Origin of the sequence: Chryseobacterium sp. C39-AII1 (genome assembly GCF_039672645.1) — a bacterium.
In the GTDB taxonomy this organism is placed as follows: Bacteria; Bacteroidota; Bacteroidia; order Flavobacteriales; family Weeksellaceae; genus Chryseobacterium.
Genome location: NZ_JBDFPQ010000015.1, coordinates 32,832 through 51,122, shown reverse-complemented (window position 1 = coordinate 51,122; position 18,291 = coordinate 32,832). Strand labels below are relative to the sequence as shown.

17 protein-coding genes are annotated in these 18,291 nt (G+C 35.4%); 13 read left to right on the top strand and 4 right to left on the bottom strand.

What is annotated here, in order from left to right:
* Nucleotides 1–211: 211 nt before the first annotated feature.
* Nucleotides 212–772: an RNA polymerase sigma factor gene (locus ABEG63_RS18070; RefSeq protein WP_267405168.1), complete on the top strand. Its 561-nt coding sequence runs from the start codon at nucleotides 212–214 to the stop codon at nucleotides 770–772.
* A 121-nt stretch (nucleotides 773–893) separates the two neighbouring features.
* Complete coding sequence (gene lipA / locus ABEG63_RS18065; protein WP_267405169.1) at nucleotides 894–1,760, top strand: lipoyl synthase; 867 nt, start codon at nucleotides 894–896, stop codon at nucleotides 1,758–1,760.
* 135 nt (nucleotides 1,761–1,895) lie between these two features.
* On the opposite strand, the gene ABEG63_RS18060 is transcribed toward lipA, so the two are convergent.
* A complete protein-coding gene (locus ABEG63_RS18060; RefSeq protein ID WP_346586680.1) occupies nucleotides 1,896–2,747 on the bottom strand; it encodes an AraC family transcriptional regulator in 852 nt (283 codons plus the stop codon).
* Between the two features lie 183 nt (nucleotides 2,748–2,930).
* On the opposite strand from ABEG63_RS18060, the gene ABEG63_RS18055 reads away from it, so the two are divergent.
* Nucleotides 2,931–4,133 carry an MFS transporter gene (locus ABEG63_RS18055; RefSeq protein ID WP_346586678.1) on the top strand — a complete coding sequence of 401 codons (1,203 nt, stop codon included), beginning with the start codon at nucleotides 2,931–2,933 and terminating at the stop codon, nucleotides 4,131–4,133.
* A gap of 45 nt (nucleotides 4,134–4,178) precedes the next feature.
* On the opposite strand, the gene ABEG63_RS18050 is transcribed toward ABEG63_RS18055, so the two are convergent.
* Nucleotides 4,179–4,559 carry an STAS/SEC14 domain-containing protein gene (locus ABEG63_RS18050; protein ID WP_346586676.1) on the bottom strand — a complete coding sequence of 127 codons (381 nt, stop codon included), beginning with the start codon at nucleotides 4,557–4,559 and terminating at the stop codon, nucleotides 4,179–4,181.
* 112 nt (nucleotides 4,560–4,671) lie between these two features.
* Between ABEG63_RS18050 and ABEG63_RS18045 the strand changes: the two genes are divergently transcribed.
* Nucleotides 4,672–5,877 carry an FAD-binding oxidoreductase gene (locus tag ABEG63_RS18045; protein ID WP_346586674.1) on the top strand — a complete coding sequence of 402 codons (1,206 nt, stop codon included), beginning with the start codon at nucleotides 4,672–4,674 and terminating at the stop codon, nucleotides 5,875–5,877.
* A 38-nt stretch (nucleotides 5,878–5,915) separates the two neighbouring features.
* Here ABEG63_RS18045 and ABEG63_RS18040 read toward each other — a convergent pair whose 3' ends face one another.
* A complete protein-coding gene (locus ABEG63_RS18040; protein ID WP_267405174.1) occupies nucleotides 5,916–6,269 on the bottom strand; it encodes a hypothetical protein in 354 nt (117 codons plus the stop codon).
* A 167-nt stretch (nucleotides 6,270–6,436) separates the two neighbouring features.
* Here ABEG63_RS18040 and ABEG63_RS18035 point away from each other — a divergent pair, with 167 nt between their 5' ends.
* Nucleotides 6,437–6,976 carry a lipocalin family protein gene (locus ABEG63_RS18035; RefSeq protein ID WP_346586672.1) on the top strand — a complete coding sequence of 180 codons (540 nt, stop codon included), beginning with the start codon at nucleotides 6,437–6,439 and terminating at the stop codon, nucleotides 6,974–6,976.
* A 181-nt stretch (nucleotides 6,977–7,157) separates the two neighbouring features.
* On the opposite strand, the gene ABEG63_RS18030 is transcribed toward ABEG63_RS18035, so the two are convergent.
* Nucleotides 7,158–7,634: a hypothetical protein gene (locus ABEG63_RS18030; protein ID WP_267405176.1), complete on the bottom strand. Its 477-nt coding sequence runs from the start codon at nucleotides 7,632–7,634 to the stop codon at nucleotides 7,158–7,160.
* A 115-nt stretch (nucleotides 7,635–7,749) separates the two neighbouring features.
* Here ABEG63_RS18030 and ABEG63_RS18025 point away from each other — a divergent pair, with 115 nt between their 5' ends.
* From ABEG63_RS18025 to gldD, 8 genes are all read left to right on the top strand, one after another.
* A complete protein-coding gene (locus ABEG63_RS18025) occupies nucleotides 7,750–9,000 on the top strand; it encodes a CinA family nicotinamide mononucleotide deamidase-related protein (protein ID WP_346586670.1) in 1,251 nt (416 codons plus the stop codon).
* Between the two features lie 114 nt (nucleotides 9,001–9,114).
* On the top strand, nucleotides 9,115–11,169 hold the full coding sequence (locus ABEG63_RS18020) for a M13 family metallopeptidase (RefSeq protein WP_346586668.1): 2,055 nt from the start codon (nucleotides 9,115–9,117) through the stop codon (nucleotides 11,167–11,169).
* Between the two features lie 352 nt (nucleotides 11,170–11,521).
* Nucleotides 11,522–13,618: a M13 family metallopeptidase gene (locus ABEG63_RS18015; RefSeq protein WP_346586667.1), complete on the top strand. Its 2,097-nt coding sequence runs from the start codon at nucleotides 11,522–11,524 to the stop codon at nucleotides 13,616–13,618.
* A 157-nt stretch (nucleotides 13,619–13,775) separates the two neighbouring features.
* The gene (locus tag ABEG63_RS18010; protein ID WP_267405180.1) at nucleotides 13,776–14,324 is read left to right on the top strand and encodes a type VI secretion system contractile sheath small subunit; all 549 of its coding nucleotides are present in this window, start codon (nucleotides 13,776–13,778) and stop codon (nucleotides 14,322–14,324) included.
* A 20-nt stretch (nucleotides 14,325–14,344) separates the two neighbouring features.
* Nucleotides 14,345–15,709, top strand: a complete 1,365-nt coding sequence (locus tag ABEG63_RS18005) for a DUF5458 family protein (protein WP_267405181.1) — start codon at nucleotides 14,345–14,347, stop codon at nucleotides 15,707–15,709.
* Nucleotides 15,710–15,785: 76 nt separating this feature from the next.
* Entirely contained in the window at nucleotides 15,786–16,241 is a 456-nt protein-coding gene (locus ABEG63_RS18000; RefSeq protein ID WP_346586665.1) for a hypothetical protein, read from the top strand.
* A 127-nt stretch (nucleotides 16,242–16,368) separates the two neighbouring features.
* Nucleotides 16,369–17,412, top strand: coding sequence for an A/G-specific adenine glycosylase (mutY, locus tag ABEG63_RS17995; RefSeq protein ID WP_346586664.1), 1,044 nt, complete (start codon nucleotides 16,369–16,371; stop codon nucleotides 17,410–17,412).
* A 312-nt stretch (nucleotides 17,413–17,724) separates the two neighbouring features.
* The gene (gldD, locus tag ABEG63_RS17990) at nucleotides 17,725–18,282 is read left to right on the top strand and encodes a gliding motility lipoprotein GldD (protein ID WP_312391198.1); all 558 of its coding nucleotides are present in this window, start codon (nucleotides 17,725–17,727) and stop codon (nucleotides 18,280–18,282) included.
* The last annotated feature ends 9 nt before the right edge of the window (nucleotides 18,283–18,291 follow it).

Here is an 18,291-nt window from a genome sequence, read left to right as displayed (position 1 = left end):
CCCCCCCCCCCCCCCCCCCCCCCCCCCCCCCCCCCCCCCCCCCCCCCCCCCCCCCCCCCCCCCCCCCCCCCCAAAAAAAAACAACCAAAATGAGCTCAAACAAATGCTGCGATCTGGGCTAGGGAGCAGTTCATCTAAACAAAAGTTAGTAAAAAATTCATAGAAATAATTCCATTGTATTTTTATCCAAAATCAATTATATTTGTTATTAATGAACGACGAACAATTATTCCAGCTCATCGGTAAGGCAAAGGAAAAAGACCAGAAAGCTCAGACTAAGCTCATCAATATCTTTTGGGTGGATGTTTTTTCTTTTGTGATGAAAAAAGTAAGGGATGAAAATGATGCAGATGAAATCACGGTGAATGTCTTTTCAAAAGTTCTTTCAAAACTGGAGATGTACGATCCGCATTTTCAGTTTAAAACTTGGGTATTAACGATTGCTCAAAATACTATCATCGATTTTTGGCGGAAAAAATCAAGAGAAAACCAAGATCCGACGGAAAATTTAGATGAAGTAAAGAATCAATATGCCAAATCTCCTGAAGAGTTGATGATTTCAGATGAAGAACAAAAAAAAATCATCAAGACCATCGAATCTCTGGATGCCAATTATCAGGATATTATCAAACTGAGATTTTTTGAAGAAAAAAGCATCAAAGAAATTGCTGATGAATTGGGGATTTCTGTTGCCAATACGAAAGTTCGGGTTATGCGAGCGAAAAAAGTCTTAGCCGAATTGCTGAAGAATAACGAGTTTGAGGATAATTAATTTTATGAACTAATATTCGTGGCTATAAATAATTAAAAATAAATTATCATTTTCATCAATTCATATCGTAGATGAAGTCGATAAAAAATTCACTAACTTTGAACCTCAATTTGAGAAATAAATGGAAAATTTAGTTCAAGATACTACCGTTCAAAAACCAAAATGGATTCGTGTAAAATTGCCTACTGGTAAGAATTACAGAGAATTAAGATCTTTGGTTGATAAATATAAATTAAATACAATTTGCCAAAGCGGAAGCTGTCCGAATATGGGCGAATGTTGGGGAGAAGGAACAGCCACTTTTATGATTCTTGGAAATATCTGTACAAGAAGTTGTGGATTTTGTGGGGTAAAAACCGGAAAGCCGCTTGATGTAAACTGGGATGAACCTGAAAAAGTAGCACGTTCGATCAAATTAATGAAGATTAAGCACGCCGTCTTAACGTCTGTTGACCGTGATGATTTGAAAGATATGGGTTCTATTCTATGGGGGGAAACCGTAAATGCGGTAAGAAGAATTTCTCCGGGAACCACGATGGAAACATTAATTCCAGACTTTCAAGGTCTGACAAAACACCTTGACAGATTGGTAGATGTGGCTCCGGAAGTGATCTCTCACAACATGGAAACCGTAAAACGTTTGACAAGAGAGGTGAGAATTCAGGCAAAATATGAAAGAAGCCTTGAGGTTCTAAGATATTTAAAAGAAGCAGGACAGAGAAGAACGAAAACTGGTGTAATGCTTGGTTTGGGTGAAGAAAAACATGAAGTTTTCCAAACTATAGAGGACATCAGAAATGCAAATGTTGACGTGATTACTTTAGGTCAGTATTTGCAGCCAACGAAAAAACATCTTCCGGTAAAGAAATTCATTACTCCTGAAGAGTTTGATGAATTCGGAGATTTTGCAAGAAGCTTAGGCTTTAGACACGTTGAAAGTTCACCTTTGGTGAGAAGTTCTTATCACGCAGAGAAACATATTCATTAATATATAAATCGCTTCAATTTTTGGAGCGATTTTTTTTGTCATTGCGAGGAGCGAAGCGACGAAGCAATCTCTCGCAGACGGTTGTGTTTATTTGTGCAAATATTAGTGCTTTTCGTGTTTAAGTTCAAAAAATAATTATACAACTTTACTCAAATGTTTTTTCTTAAACTCTGTAGGCGTTTCATTCATAAATTTTTTAAACAGTTTATTGAAATAAGAAAGACTTTCAAAACCCACCTGAAAACAGACTTCGGTTATGCCTTCATTTTGAAGAAGCAGCAATTTCGCCTGATTGATTCTGTAATTATTCACAAAATCAGTGAAGGTCATATTCGTTTGTTTTTTAAAATACCGACAAAAAGCGGGCGTACTCAGATTCACATTTTCAGCAATAATATTCACGTTCGGATTTTTATCATAATTCTCGTGAATATAATCGTAGATCGTTCCCATTCTGATTTTATCATTTAAAAACCATTTGATTCTGGTATCTTCATTGTTTAATTCTTTCACTTCGGTGGAATGGGCGAGAATGTGTAAAATATTAATCAAACCTATCAAAGACTCAAAAGAATTTTTATCCTTGATAAGATGAAGTTTTTCAACCACAATTCTTTTGGTTTCTCCTGAAAAAGATAAACCTAAATAAGAACGATCCAGTAATTTTTTTATCATATCAAATTCAGGAACGGGAAGAATAATATTCTGAAGAAAATCTTCACGCATCTGAAGAACCAACTGTTTACATTCGGTCTGTATTTTATAATCGAAATTAAGATGCGGGATATTAGAGCCAATCAATAAAAGATCACTTCCTTCAAAATCCGAGATATTTTTTCCGACATGGCGGATGCCGTTGCATGCTTCTACGTATACCAGCTCGATTTCCGGATGGTAATGCCAGAAAAAGCAATTCTTCAGTGATGGAGAAAATAATTTAAAAGACTTACCTTCTTCAAACTCAATGATTTCTTTCTGAATTTTCATTATGTTCTCTTTTGATTAATATTTAATTCAAATTTAATTAAAAAGGTTAATACGGAGCAAATTTAGGTTAGCTGAGTTAAAGTTTAAATCATAATTTCTGACGATTTTTGCACTTTCAAAATAGAGTTAATTATCATAATTAACTCTTTCTACAATAGTTTCAAAAAAAGGTTTACATAAAAAATGAAGATAGATAAAAGAATTATACCGCTGGCTATCGGTGGTTTAGGTATTGGAACAACAGAATTTACCGTAATGGGTCTGCTTCCGGATATTGCAAAAACCTTACAGATTACGATTCCCGAAGCAGGACATTTAATTTCTGCATATGCATTGGGAGTGGTGATCGGAGCTCCGATTCTTATTGGTTATTCAGTAAAGTTTCCACCCAAAAAAGTATTGCTTTCGTTGATGGTGATTTTCACACTTTTCAATGCATTATCGGCAGTAGCTCCTGATTATACAACGATGCTCATCATAAGATTTCTTTCCGGATTGCCGCATGGTGCATTTTTCGGAGTAGGAACGGTGGTTGCTGCGAGAATGGCGGGCAAAGGAAAAGAAGCTTTTTATATTTCCTTAATGTTCACAGGTCTCACCGTAGCGAATCTCGCGATGGTTCCTTTGGTAACCTATATCGGGCATGCTTTCCATTGGAGATGGTATTTTGCAATCGTTGCCGTGATCGGATTGATTGCCCTATTATTCCTGAAACTTTGGCTTCCGGTAATTGAAACCAATGAAGACACGCATTTTAAAGAAGAAATTAAATTCCTTAAAAGAAAACAGGCTTGGTTTGTATTGATGATTACAGCCATTGGTTTTGGCGGACTTTTCACTTGGTTCAGTTATATCACGCCTTTAATGACGGTAATGTCAGGTATCAAAGAAAGCCAGATGGCGTACGTCATGATTCTTGCCGGCGGCGGAATGGTAGTTGGTAATTTAGTTGGGGGTTATTTATCCGACAGATTAAGTCCTGAAAAAACCTGCGTTTTGCTACTTACATTAATGATGGTTTCTTTAGCAGGTGTATTTTTCCTTTCAGAACATACTTATTTATCATTGGCATTAACCTTTATTTGTGGGGCTTTATCGATGTCGGTAGCAGCACCTATCAACATTATGATGATGAAAGCCGCACCCAAAAGCGAAATGATGGCCGCAGCATTTATGCAGGCAGCGTTCAACTGTGCCAATGCAATGGGAGCTTTCTTGGGAGGTTTGCCTCTTGAAAAAGGATATTCTTATAATTATCCGTCTCTGGTTGGGGTTGGGATGACTTTAATAGGATTGATTATCGCTTTCAGATATAAACAATTATACGGATCGCAGGTTCTTCATCAGGAAGAAATTCCTGTGGAAGCTGTGACATGTGACAAATAAAAAAAGGGAAGCAAATTGCTTCCCTTCCTCTTTAATAAATAATGCTTATGCCTCTACTTCATTGCCGTTTTTACACCAATACAAGGCATTGTATAAATTTTCTTTCGGAAAAGATTTAAATTCTCCGGGCATAATAACACTGAAAATATCAGTAAACTTTTGTACGCCCTCTTTATCCGTTACGATAGCCGCTCTGTTCCAGTTTGCTAAATTTTTCAGACCCAGCAGAGCATCTTTAATCCACGCGCCCATGGTAAAATTATCCAGATCGGTATCCAAATACAGCAAGTAATTCAACTCTCCAAACTCGTCGACCTTCTTTTTTACACGCGGAATTACTAAATTATCAAAATCTTCTTTCGTTACCTCGCCCGTCGCATTGAATGCCGCAACATTCTCCGGAGCTTCTGGAATAATCGTTATCATAGTATATATTTTAATGTGGTTTGATTTTTAAGTCATAACAATAATTAAACCATTATTTAATTATGAATTCATAAAAGGCAAGGTTATTGAATGTTTTTATGAAAAATATTCTATGAATCTTAAATCTAATGAACCTTTTTGGCTGTTAAAAAACGGGTTGGTTTCTTCATATCCGTCCTTAAAATCTAATGAAGAATGTGATGTTTTAATTATCGGAGGCGGAATTACCGGAAGCTTAATTGCTCATCAAATGATTGCCGACGGTCATAAAACAATTTTGATTGATAAACGTGAAATTTGTAATGGTAGCACTTCCGCAACAACATCTATGCTTCAGTATGAAATTGATGTTCCTCTTTTTGAATTGATAGAGAAGATTGGTGAAAAAGGAGCTGTGGAAAGTTATAAAGCGTGTTCAGATTCTATTGATCAGCTGGAAAAACTTTCATTAAAAATTAAATCAAAAGCGGGTTTTAAAAGAAAACAGTCTTTATACTTTGCCTCCAAAAAGAAAGATGTTAATTGGTTGAAGGAGGAATATAGATCCCGAAAAAAGGTAGGATTTAAAGTGAAATGGCTGGAATCTGATGAGGTATTTAAAAAATTCGGATTCGAAAATACATTTGGCGGAATTGTTTCTGAGCAGGGAGCAAGCATCGATGCTTTTAAATTTTCTCATGAATTATTTGAATTGAATACTAAGAAAGGATTAAAAATATTCGATAAAACAGAAATGACAAAAGTTGAATATTTTAAAGGATATAATTTGATAACTGTTGATTCCGGATATCAGATTAAAGCAAAAAAGATTATTTATTGTATTGGCTATGAAAGTAAAAATTTAATCAAAGAACGTTTTGTTGATTTAAAAAGTACTTACGCTATTGTTTCTGAAATAGACCACGATAAATTCAAAAATATAACCAATACTTTAGTCTGGAATACCGACGATCCTTATATTTATATGAGAACCACAGACGATGCAAGACTTCTGATTGGTGGAGGTGATGAAGATTTTTATGATGCTAAAAAACGCGATGCTCTTCTTGATAAAAAAGAAAAAGAAATTTTAAAAGTTCTCAATAAAATAAAACCAGATTATCATTTCTACACCGATTTTGTCTGGGCAGGAACTTTCGGGGAAACAAAAGACGGACTGCCTTATATCGGGGAGCACAAAAACTTTAAAAACTCCTATTTTGTACTCGGATTTGGAGGAAATGGTATTACTTTTTCGGTTGCGGGAATGGAAATGGCTTCCCAATTTATGAAAGGGAAAAAGCATCCGCTTTCAAAATATTTTAAATTTGGAAGATAATTTTAGGAAAATAAAATAAACAGTTCAGAAAGAACTGCTTATTGATTGGTTAGAATAATAGATTTACCATTTCGGGTGACGAATTTTCTGGCTTCGGAAAACAATTGGGTGCTGATGGTAATTTCATTTTCATCTTCCGAAATTTTGTACATATTTGAACTGAAAAGCGATTTATCAATGGAATGTTCAAACAGTTTTGTAGAATCAGATTGGTGAATGGAGTAGAAATCCACCTTGTAGTTGTCATTTCCGGTTTGGTAATACTTATAAATGATCTTTTCGTTCAGATCACTCGAAATAATTTTTGTTTCGATAAAATTACTTTGCTCCAGGAAAGAGCAGCTTTGCAGAAACAATGCGGGAAAGAGTAAAAAGTAAAAATGTTTTTTCATAGCTATGTTGTTTTATCAAAGATAATCAATGCTAAATCATTGACTGTTAACAGAATTTGAATTGATGTTAAGCTTTTGTCTTCTGGAAAAACGTCAAGTGTTTTACTTTTAAAAAGTCAGGCATTATTTTTGAACATTTACTTAATAACCACACAAAATATTCTACTATGACAACCTTTCAAAAAATAGCAGTTCCAGTATCGCTGGGTGTTTTAGGATTATTAATATTCAATTCCTGCTCAGTCGGAATTCCAAAGGGAGCAACTGCCATTCAAAATTTTAATGCTGAAAAATATCTTGGAAAATGGTATGAAATTGCTCGTTTCGATTATAAATTCGAGAAAAATATGGATAATGTAACCGCAACGTATTCCAAAAATGAGAAGGGAACCATTCGCGTTGACAATAAAGGTTATGACTATATTAAAAAAGAATGGAAAGAATCTATTGGCGAAGCAAAATTTGTGAATAAAGAAACCGAGGCGCGATTGAAAGTTTCATTCTTCAAGCCAATTTGGGCGGGTTATAATGTTATTGACATTGATGAAAATTATCAATATGCATTAGTTGTCGGAAACAGTACAAAATATATTTGGATTTTATCCCGAACAAAAGAAATTCCTGAAAGTATCAAACAAAGATTTTTAGAAAAAGCTAAAAATATCGGCTATAATGTAGATGATCTTATCTGGGTGAAGCATGATTAAATTATGGCAATGAGTCTGCCGAAATAAAGCAAACTCATTAAAGAAATATACATTTAATTTGTCATGCTGAAAGCATCTCAACCTTTAATTTAAGTGTTGTTTAGATGCTTTCAGCATGACAAACATGATTCAAAATTAATATGAAAATAAACTACGACTTTTTCAGAAAAACAAAAGAAATTTAGCTCAATTTTCTATATTCCTTCCATTCCTCATACCGATGATCAATCACTAATTTCATCAAATCATAATTATCATAGCTATCTTCGATGTGGTAAAATGTTTCATATTCATAGTCGTTTTCTTCGGCTTTCGCATCAAAAATATTCACATAATCATCAGCAAATGAACTGAAACGATTGCCAAAATCTGTGTCATCTTTATAATAATCCTGCGCAAAAGCATTTCCCAGCTCGTTCAGATCATATTCGGAAAATTTACCATCCATAGAATCCATGATAAACTCGGCTCCGGTGATTTCTCTTCTTTTTAATTTTTCAATTTCCTCTTCACCATCCTCTTTAAGTTCATCAGAAATTAAATCTTTTTCAATACACCAATTCAAAAACATTCCGGTGTGTGTAGCTCCATTTTTTTCGGGAAGACCTTCCGGAAAATCACCGCCATAATGCCAGGAAGCATCATCATATTTAGACATAATCTTTAATTATAGTTTTAAACAATTTCTGTCAAAAATAGAAAAAATCAATTTATATTGTCCGTGATACAGAATTTTCCGTCATTTGTAAAAAAGATTTTTTTCGAAAATAAATATGGAAAATGCTGTTCTGATCACTATTGGTGACGAAATCCTGTCCGGAAATACAATTGATACCAACTCTAACTTCATTGCTACCGAACTTAAAAATATAGGAATAAAAGTTTCACAGATTTTTACGATTTCTGATGAAATTGAAACCATTAAAAATACCATTCAATCTGCTTTTGAAATTGGTGATTTAATTATTACAACAGGCGGCTTAGGTCCTACAAGAGACGATAAAACCAAGAAAGCCATTGCCGAATTTTTTAATGATGAAATTGCCTTGGATGAGGTTACTTTTAATCATCTTAAAAATTATATGGAAAAACGCGGTCGTCTGGAAATTCTGGAAAGAAACCGCGAACAGGCTTTTGTGCCTACGAAATCTACGGTTTTTCAGAATCATTTCGGGACAGCACCTTGTATGATGATGGAGCAGGACGGAAAGTTATTGTTCAGTCTTCCCGGCGTTCCTTATGAGGTGAAACCATTGATAAAAGACCAGATTGTTCCATATTTACAGGAAAAATTTAGTTTAAATTATATTTCCACAAGAATTGTTTCTGTTGTCGGAATTCCTGAAAGTATTTTGGCTGATACCATTGAAGATTGGGAACTGGCGTTGCCTGAAAACATGGCTTTATCTTACCTTCCGGTGGGAACCCGTGTAAAGTTGAGAATCACGGCGAGTGGTGAGAATGAAGCGTTTTTACAACAGCAATTGGAAGAAGAAATTCAAAAATTGTTGCCTTTAATTAAAGAGAATGTAATCGCAACGTCTGAAGATAAGATTGAAAAAATTCTGGGTGAACTTTTAAATGAAAGAAAACTGACGATCTCAACAGCAGAAAGCTGTACAGGCGGAGAATTGGCAAGATTAATTACCTCTAATTCCGGAAGCTCGAAATATTTTCTTGGCGGAGTTATTCCGTATGCTACAGAAAAGAAAATTCAGATTTTAAATGTAAAAAAAGAAACCGTTGATGAGTTTACTGTGGTAAGCGAACAGGTAGCTGCTGAAATGGCGGAAGGTTGTCAGAAATTATTTGATACGAATATTTCTTTATCAACCACAGGTGTTGCCGGCCCCGGAAAAGGAGAGGACGGAAAAGATATCGGAACGGTTTTCTATGCGATTAAAGTGAATGATAAAGTGGTGACTTCAAAATTATATATGCCGCATCTCGATCGTGGGGATTTCATGAATTTTGTTTCGCAGAAAATTATTCAGGATGTGGTAGGAATTTTAATTTCTGAGTAAAATTTCGAATCATAAATTAAAGAAAATCAGTTGTTAATGGCGATTTTTGAAAAATGAAAATTTCCCGTAACAAATTGTAGAAAAAGTAGACATATTGTAAAAATTGTTATTATAATGAAAAAATTAACGCTTTCCTTATTTTTGTTGGCAGGAGTTTGCTCACAAAATGTGAATGCTCAGGCAACTGCTACAAAAACGGCGGTAGCTGGAACGGATAAAGGTCTTGACCTTAGCTTGATGGACAAATCTGTACGTCCGCAAGATGATTTTTATAACTACGTAAGTGGTACTTGGATGAAGACTGCTAAAATCCCTTCTGATAAACCGACTTGGGGAAGTTTCAACAAATTGGCTGAGGATACAGACAATAATTCCATGACGATTTTGAATTCTCTTTTGAAAGACAAATTTGCTGACGGAACGGAAGGTAAAAAAATCCAGGATCTGTATGCAACGTATATGAACATGCAGAAGAGAAACGCTGATGGAATCAAGCCTATTCAGGAGAATATCAACAAAATCGATGCGATTAAAACAGTTGCTGATCTTCAGAATTATTTAACTTCTGTAACGAAAGAAGGTGAAAATAATTTCTACGGATGGGGTGTAGATGCAGATTTGAAAGATTCTAAAATGAACGCTGTTTATTTAGGAAATGCGTCGCTTGGTTTAGGAAGAGATTATTACCAGAAAGTAAACGAAAAAAATACAGAAGCTATCGCAGAATACACAAAATATGTGGCTTCTATGTTGAAAGAATTGGGATATAAAAATGCTGATGCAGCTGCAAAAGGGATCGTAGATTACGAAAAAAGCATTGCTAAAACGTATTTAACGAATGAGCAAAGCCGTGACAACACGCTTCAGTACAATCCTAAAACAATGGCTGAACTTTCAGCTTTGGTGAAAAATGTAGATCTTCCGGCTTATCTTAAAAAAGTAGGAGTAAATACAGATAAAGTAATCATTGGGGAATTAGGATACTACAAAAACCTAGATACCTTCATCAATGCTAAAAATCTTCCTGTAATCAAGGATTATCTTAAATTCCACATGATCCACGGAAGTGCTTCCTACCTAAGCGAAAAATTAGGTGACATGAAGTTTGCTTTTTACGGTAAATATTTAAGAGGTCAGCAGGAGCAGAGAGCGCTTAACAAAAGAGGTTATGAGATCATCAACGGTACTTTGGGTGAAGCTTTCGGAAAACTATATGTTGAAAAATATTTCCCTGCAGAAGCTAAAGCGCAGATGGTTGAGCTAATTGATTATTTAAAGAAAAGTTTTGCCGTTCACATCAATAACCTGGCGTGGATGTCTGCTACCACAAAAGTGAAAGCAACGGAGAAATTAAACAAATTCACGGTAAAAGTTGCTTACCCTGATAAATGGAAAGATTATTCTAAATTAAATATTGTTTCTGAAGCAAAAGGTGGAAATTTATATTCAAATCTTCAGAATATTACAGAATGGCAATACAACAAAGATTTAGCAAAAATAGGAAAACCGGTTGATAAATCTGAATGGGGAATGACGCCACAAACGGTAAATGCTTACTACAACCCAGTAAACAACGAAATCGTATTCCCTGCTGCAATTCTTCAGCCTCCCTTCTTCAACCCACAAGCTGATGCTGCGGTTAATTTCGGTGGAATTGGTGCTGTAATCGGTCACGAAATGAGCCACGGATTTGATGATTCAGGTGCGCAGTTCGACGCAGACGGTAACTTGGTAGACTGGTGGACTCCAGAAGATAAAGCTAACTTCGAAAAAGCGACAAAAGCACTTGCTGCTCAGTATGATAAATATGAGCCTGTAAAAGGAACTTTCGTAAACGGAACATTCACAAACGGCGAAAATATCGCTGACCTTGGTGGTGTAAATATCGCTTATGATGCATTGCAAATGTATTTGAAAGATAAAGGAAATCCTGGATCAATCAGCGGATTTACACAAGACCAAAGATTCTTCTTAAGCTGGGCAACCGTTTGGAGAACTTTATCTAGCGAAAAATACATGGTAAACCAGGTAAAAACAGATCCGCACTCTCCTGGATATTTCAGAAGTTTCGGACCTATCATCAATGTTGATGCTTTCTACAAAGCATTCGACGTGAAGCAAGGAGATAAATTATACAAAGCTCCTGCAGACAGAATTAAAATCTGGTAATCATCAGATTAATAATATTGAAAACCGTTCAGCAATGAGCGGTTTTTTTGTTGGAAGATGTTCTAATTTTTTTTAGAAGCTTTTTCCCGCTTTCTACTTTATCTTTTTGGTTACGGGCTCCGCTTCGCTGCGCCCGCAACCAAAAAGGATGTCGTGTCAATCGGGGCTAGGGAAGGTGTCATTATAAAAACAGTTGCCTATTGAAGCATGGAAAGCCTAAACTTATTTCATTAATTTTAAACCATATAAAGAATTAAACTTCATCCTTTTCATCAATTATTATTTATCCCTTATCATTTATAAACTAATTCGTATATTTGGTAAGTTTGTGTAAAATCAAAAATTATCTTTAATGAAAAAGCTAAATATTGGAATACTTGCCTTTTCGGGTTTGGTATTTTTAAATTCATGTGGTACAACCAAAACCGCAGATGCAGCTCAAAAAACTGAATCAACAATATCTGTAGAACCGGTGAGACAAGAAGAAGTAAAAGAGGAGGGGATCAATTTATCTTATATGGATAAAAGTGTGCGTCCGCAAGATGACTTTTTTAGCTACGTAAACGGAAATTGGGTAAAAACTACTCAAATTCCTTCTGATAAAGCGAGTTGGGGATCTTTCAATGCGTTGAGAGAAAATGTAGACGATGCTTCATTGGAAATTTTAAGCGGAATTTTATCCGAATCTTATCCTGCTGGTTCTGAAGGTCAGAAAATTCAGAATTTATACGCTTCTTTTATGGATACCAATAAAAGAAATGCAGACGGATTATCACCTATCAAAGCTGATTTAGCAAAAATCGATGCCATTAAAAATCTTAACGATTTACAGAAATATCTTTTAGATGCTACAAAATTAGGTGACAATTCTTTCTACGGATGGAGAGTTGGTGCAGATTTGAAAGATTCTAAAATGAATGCCGTATATCTTGGCGGTCCAGATTTGGGATTGGGAAGAGATTACTATCAGAAAGTAAATGAAGCCAACACCAAAACTTTAGCAGAATATCAATCGTATGTAGGAAAGCTATTTGGTGTTTTAGGATATAAAAATGCTGAAGCTTCTGCAAAAAATGTAGTTGATTTCGAAAAGCAATTAGGAAATTATTTATTGACGCTTGAGCAAAACAGAGATGCCAATTTAAGATATAATCCTAAAAATATATCTGAATTGGGAGGTTTGGTTAAAAATGTAAACCTTGCTAAATATCTTAAAGATGCTGGTGTAGATACAAACAGAGTAATTATCGGTGAACTGAAATATTACCAGAATATGGATCAGTTCATTACTCAAAAGAATCTTCCGTTGTTGAAAGATTATCTTAAATATCATCTGATTAACGGAAACGCAAGCAATTTGGACGAAAAATTAGAGCAAATACGATTTGATTTCTATTCTAAATATCTTCAGGGACAAAAAGAGCAGCGCCCGATGAACAAAAGAGGTCTTTCTTTAGTGAATGGCGTTTTGGGTGAGGCTTTCGGTAAATTATATGTTGAAAAATATTTCACACCTGAAGCAAAAGCGCAGATGGAGATGTATATTCAGTATATTTTAAAATCATTCAAAACACATATTAATGATATGGATTGGATGTCTCCTGAAACCAAAGTTAAAGCTCAGGAAAAATTATCAAAATTCACAGTGAAGATCGCTTATCCGGATAAGTGGAAAGATTATACTCAATTGAAAGTAGATGCACCAAAAGAAGGAGCAACTTTATATTCTAATCTGCAAAATGTTGCGGCATGGCAGTATCAGAGAAGTTTAGACAAAGTTGGAAAGCCTGTTGATAAAACAGAATGGGGAATGACTCCGCAAACGGTAAATGCTTATTATAGCGGTTCAAACAACGAAATTGTATTCCCTGCAGCGATTCTTCAGCCTCCTTTCTACAATCCAAAAGCAGATGCTGCAGTTAATTTCGGTGGAATCGGAGCAGTTATCGGTCACGAAATCTCTCACGGATTCGACGACAGCGGTTCAAGATTCGATGGTGATGGTAACCTGAATAACTGGTGGACGGATGCAGATCGTAAAAACTTTGATGCTAAAGTTGGTCAGCTCGCTGCTCAATATAGCGCTTACGAACCCGTAAAAGGAAGCTTTGTAAACGGTAAATTTACAAGCGGAGAAAATATTGGTGACCTTGGTGGTGTAGCAGTGGCTTACGATGCACTTCAAATGTATCTTAAAGATAAAGGAAATCCTGGATTAATCAGTGGTTTCACACAAGATCAGAGATTTTTCATGAGCTGGGCAACGGTTTGGAGAACAAAAGCTACCGATCAGTATATGACGAATCAGGTGAAGACAGATCCGCACTCGCCGGGAATTTACAGAGCGTTCGGCCCATTGGTGAATCAGGACGCCTTCATCAAAGCATTTGATATCAAGCCTGGGGATAAAATGTATAAAGCTCCGGCAGACAGAATAAAAATTTGGTAAGACAAGCCAAAAATTGTTAGAAAAGAAAAACGCATCAGAAATGGTGCGTTTTTTTATTTATTTTTCCTTAGCTTAGTAATCCATAAAATATTAATTTTAAACCGATATTTAGTTAATTATATTAAATATTTCAAGAAAAATCTTAACAATATTTTGTATGTTACAGTTTTTTTTTAAATTTAAACACTGGATTGGTCAGTTATTTGATGCAGATAAAACCAATTCATACCAAAACAGCAAATCTCAAAATAACAATAATATGGCAATGTTTAATTATGGCGTTGGCGGAAACGAAGTAAAAGTAGACGCTAATGAAGCTATCCAGGAAATTCAGGAAAATAAGTCGCTGATTGTGAGCCAGCTTACAACAGACGAGACATACGTTCCTGAAATTGTAACAGGATTAAAAACTGTGGACGACGTCTTCAAACATTTCCAACCTTCTGTAAGCGTACAACACGAAACGGAGGACGGTAATGTGGTGGAAGAGGAGTTCCGTTTTCAAAATCTTGCGGACTTCACCCCAAAAAATCTTACGCAAAAATCTGACTATTTACAGCAACTCAGCATGGAGCAGGAGCAATACAACAAAATTGTGCGCCAGCTGAAAACAAATAAAATTCTGCGTAATATGCTGGAAAACGATCAGACAAGAGCTGCGTTTGTGGAAGTATTGAAAGAAGTGGCACAAGAACTTGAAAAATAACTAAAGACTTTACATTAATCATGGATAGTAAATTACAGGCAGCTGAGAACCAACAACAAGGACAACAGCAGCAACATGCGGGGCAACCGAAAGGTAATCCGCTTGCCGAACTCAATAAAATAGGAGGATTTGGTTTTGTGGAATCTGTTGTAGACGGAATCGCCAATATGAACCCTACGAGAAAGGCGAGGAAAGAAATCTTCCTTAACGATAATAATAAATCAGACGAAAGAAAAGAATTGCTTCAAAAAATTAACCTTTGGATAGATCTTTTGGAAAAAAATGAATCGGCTGATAAAATGGCAGATACCTGCAAATCTAAAGCACAGGCTGCAGATCAGAATTTAAAATCAAACTTAAAAAACGCTTTGGATGCAGTACGTCTGTTGGAAACCAACTACAGAACGGTAGCGCAATTCTACAAAAATACCGAGCTTGATAAGGTTGATAACGTAAGTATTGTTAATGCAAGTCTGGAGCAGGTTTCAGATTTAGACAATCCTTTGTTTATCGATGCGATTTCCGAAGAATTTAAAAATTATTATGACCGTTTAGATCTTCGAGATAACTATTCTATCTTGGCAATTCCAGGGTATTTAGGATCGAATAAAGTCATTGAAAAATGGGCTAAAATCTGTAACGAAAACAAAGTAATGATGGTTACGGATTTTGCTAATCTTGATAAGCCGGATGATGTTGTGGATTTATTCCATTCTGCTAATTTGACTGGTGGTGAGTTGCACAGAAGTAATGTCATCATGACGTGTAACTGGCTTGTAGGTCGTGGAAAAGCTGAAGAAGTAGGAGAAGAGGAAAATGTAGAGCTTCCGCCTTCAACTTCATTGGCTGGAAAGATTCATAAAACATTGATGTCTCAGGTTGCGGCAGGTAAAAAGCATGGTAATATCAATGAAGTAGATGCCGTGAAATTTGAATTGAAGAAAAGTGAAATTTCTCAGTTGGAAAAAATGGGACTGGTTCCTATGGTCAACGAATATGGGAAGATCATGGCTTTCTCGGCAAAAACATTGTTTACAGGAGATAATATCGGGCTTCAGACTTATTCTGTGGTTCGTGTATTCGATTACGTAACCAAAGTTTTGCTTGATTTCCTGAACAGAAGAGCTTTCGAAAACTGGAATGCGAGAAACGAGGACGATTTGAGAAGACAGATTGTGACGTTCTTAGATGGTATCAAAGGTGCTGATAAATTGATTGAAAAGTTCAAAATTGTTCGTTTCGAGCAGGATAAAGTGAACAAAGACAGAGTTTGGCTGGATATTCGTTTAACGCCTTATTTCCCTACAAAAAGTTTCGTTATTAAACTGGACGGACATAAGGGAGACGATGGTAACGAGTGGGACGCTGAATATATTCAGGATTAAATATAACCGAATTATAAATACTAAACCGATGCTTTCAAACATCGGTTTTTTTCTACCAAATCTTATGAAATTGAATATGAAATTAAGGCTGAATCATTTTTTGCCTGTACTTTTTATGGGTTTTTTATTCAGCTGTGAAAAAAAATATCAAAGACCGGATGAGTATAAGGTTGATCTTTTTAAAGACGAAAGATCTGAAAATCAAGCTTACGTTATGAGTGAAGATGAAGCGTATGACAAAAGCGATATGGTACTTTCCAGCACAAATACACAGCTCATCGACAGCTCTGCAGGACGCGGAAAATCTTTTTTCATTTATAAAATTAATGCTGGAAGCGTAAAGAAAACTACACGCGATTCTATAGTGACTTTTCCGATTGAAATTCTTTCGACGCAAAAATTAAAGTTTAAAAAAGATTCTTCTTATATTTTCCTTCAAAAATTAAAAGGCTTTAAATTTATTGCGGAAGAGAAGAAAATAAAATATCAATGGGTTACCGGCGCTCCTGTTTATCCTGTGAAAAATAATTAAATTATCTTTGCATTAATAAATAGATGCTTCTACAGGCTTCAGCATGATAGCTGTTTTATAGCAGCAAATTTGTAGCGTTGTCATGCTGAGCTTGTCGAAGCATCTAAAATGAAGAAGACAAAAACTTTTGGAAAAGATAGAAAACGCAGACTTCAAACATATCGGAAATCAACTTCTGGTATGGTATAAAAAAAATGCCCGTGATTTACCGTTCAGACAAACCAAAGATCCTTATAAAATATGGATTTGTGAGATTGTTTTTCAGCAGACGAGAATCCAACAGGGGCTGAATCACTATAATAATTTCATCAAAAGGTTTCCCGATGCAAAAACTTTGGCAGAAGCCGATGAAAATGAAGTTTTATTATATTGGAAAGGTTTGGGTTATTATTCAAGAGCGATCAATGTTCATAAAGCGGCTCAGCAGATTATGAACGAATTTGGAGGTGTTTTTCCTGATGAATATGATGAAATTTTAAAATTGAAAGGAGTAGGGAAATATACGGCTGCTGCGGTTTCCAGTATTTGTTTTGATGGAAAGATTCCTGCGGTTGACGGTAATTTTTATCGTGTATTAAGCCGACTTTTTGCGGATGACTTTGATATTTCCAATTCCAGAGCTTTCAATTATTTTTCTGAACTGGCTCATTTAATCTTACCTGAAAATGTGGGCGATTTTAATCAGGCGATGATGGATTTAGGTTCGGAAATCTGCAAGCCTAAAAATCCTCTTTGCGGAGAATGCCCTTTAAATAATGATTGTTTAGCTTTTTCATTACATAAAATTTCAGAACTTCCTGTTAAGAAGAAAAAAGTAAAAGCAGAAGATTTAGATCTGAAATATTATTTCGTTCACAGAAACGGACAGTTTTTAATTCAACAGAGAAAAGATGATTTTATCTGGAAGAAACTGTTTGAATTTCCGCCGACGATTTCGGATGATTTAATTCCTTTTATTAAAAGCATAAAAACGGTTAATCATAAACTTACACACAAGAATTTAAGCATAGAAATCTTTAATGTTGAGGTAGATTCAGAAGACGCTTGGAATAAATTTGTAACTGAAAATGAATATAAAATAACCAATGTTGAAGGCTCTCACGAAATGTCTTTTCCAAAACCGTTGGAAAATTATATTCAGAGTTATGATAAGGCTTACGGAATTTTGTAATACAAAAAATCACACGTAGTTGTCATTCCGTAGGAATCTAGACAAAGTATTAGCATTGAATTAAAAAAATGATTGCTTAGATTCCTACGGAATGACAAACCGTATGATGATTCATACTGTTAAAATTTTTGCGATCTTAGTTAAGTGAAACGCCTTTGTGAACTTAAAAAAGCATACCAGTCGAAAAAATCTTAGTGCCCTTTGCGTTAAAAACAAAGCCATCTTAATAAAATTCAATTTTCAAATTCAAAACGCATTGAAATGCTGAAATTTGTCTCCCAAAATCTGAAATCTAATTTGTACTTTTGCAAAATGATTAAAAAAGTCATTTTTATTTTCGCGTCGTTACTGCTGCTGTCTTGTGGAAAAGATCCTATTCCCAAGCCATACGGAGAACTTCGTTTAGAATATCCGGCTCCGAAATATCAGAAATTTGAAAACAACTGTGCTTATACTTTTGAATATTCAGATTTTGCCAAGATTGCGGATGCCAAAAGACCTTGTTGGTATTATCTGAACTATCCGAAAATGAAGGCAAAGGTTTTTGTGACGTATTATCCGATACAAAATGATTTTGATGCCCACATCAAAGAAGCTGAAAAAATGGTGTACGAACATACCATTAAAGCCAGTGCAATCGATACGAAATCTTTCGAATATCCTGAAAAAAAGGTTTACGGAAATTTCTATGAACTGAAAGGGCAGACGGCTTCTAATCTTCAATTTTACATTACAGACAGTACGAAACATTTCGTCACTGCTTATCTATACTTTAATACGAGACCGAAACCGGATTCTCTAGCGCCGGCAGTAGATTATATCAAAAAAGATATGAAGCATTTGCTGGATACATTTGAATGGAAAAAATAATTTAGTCTT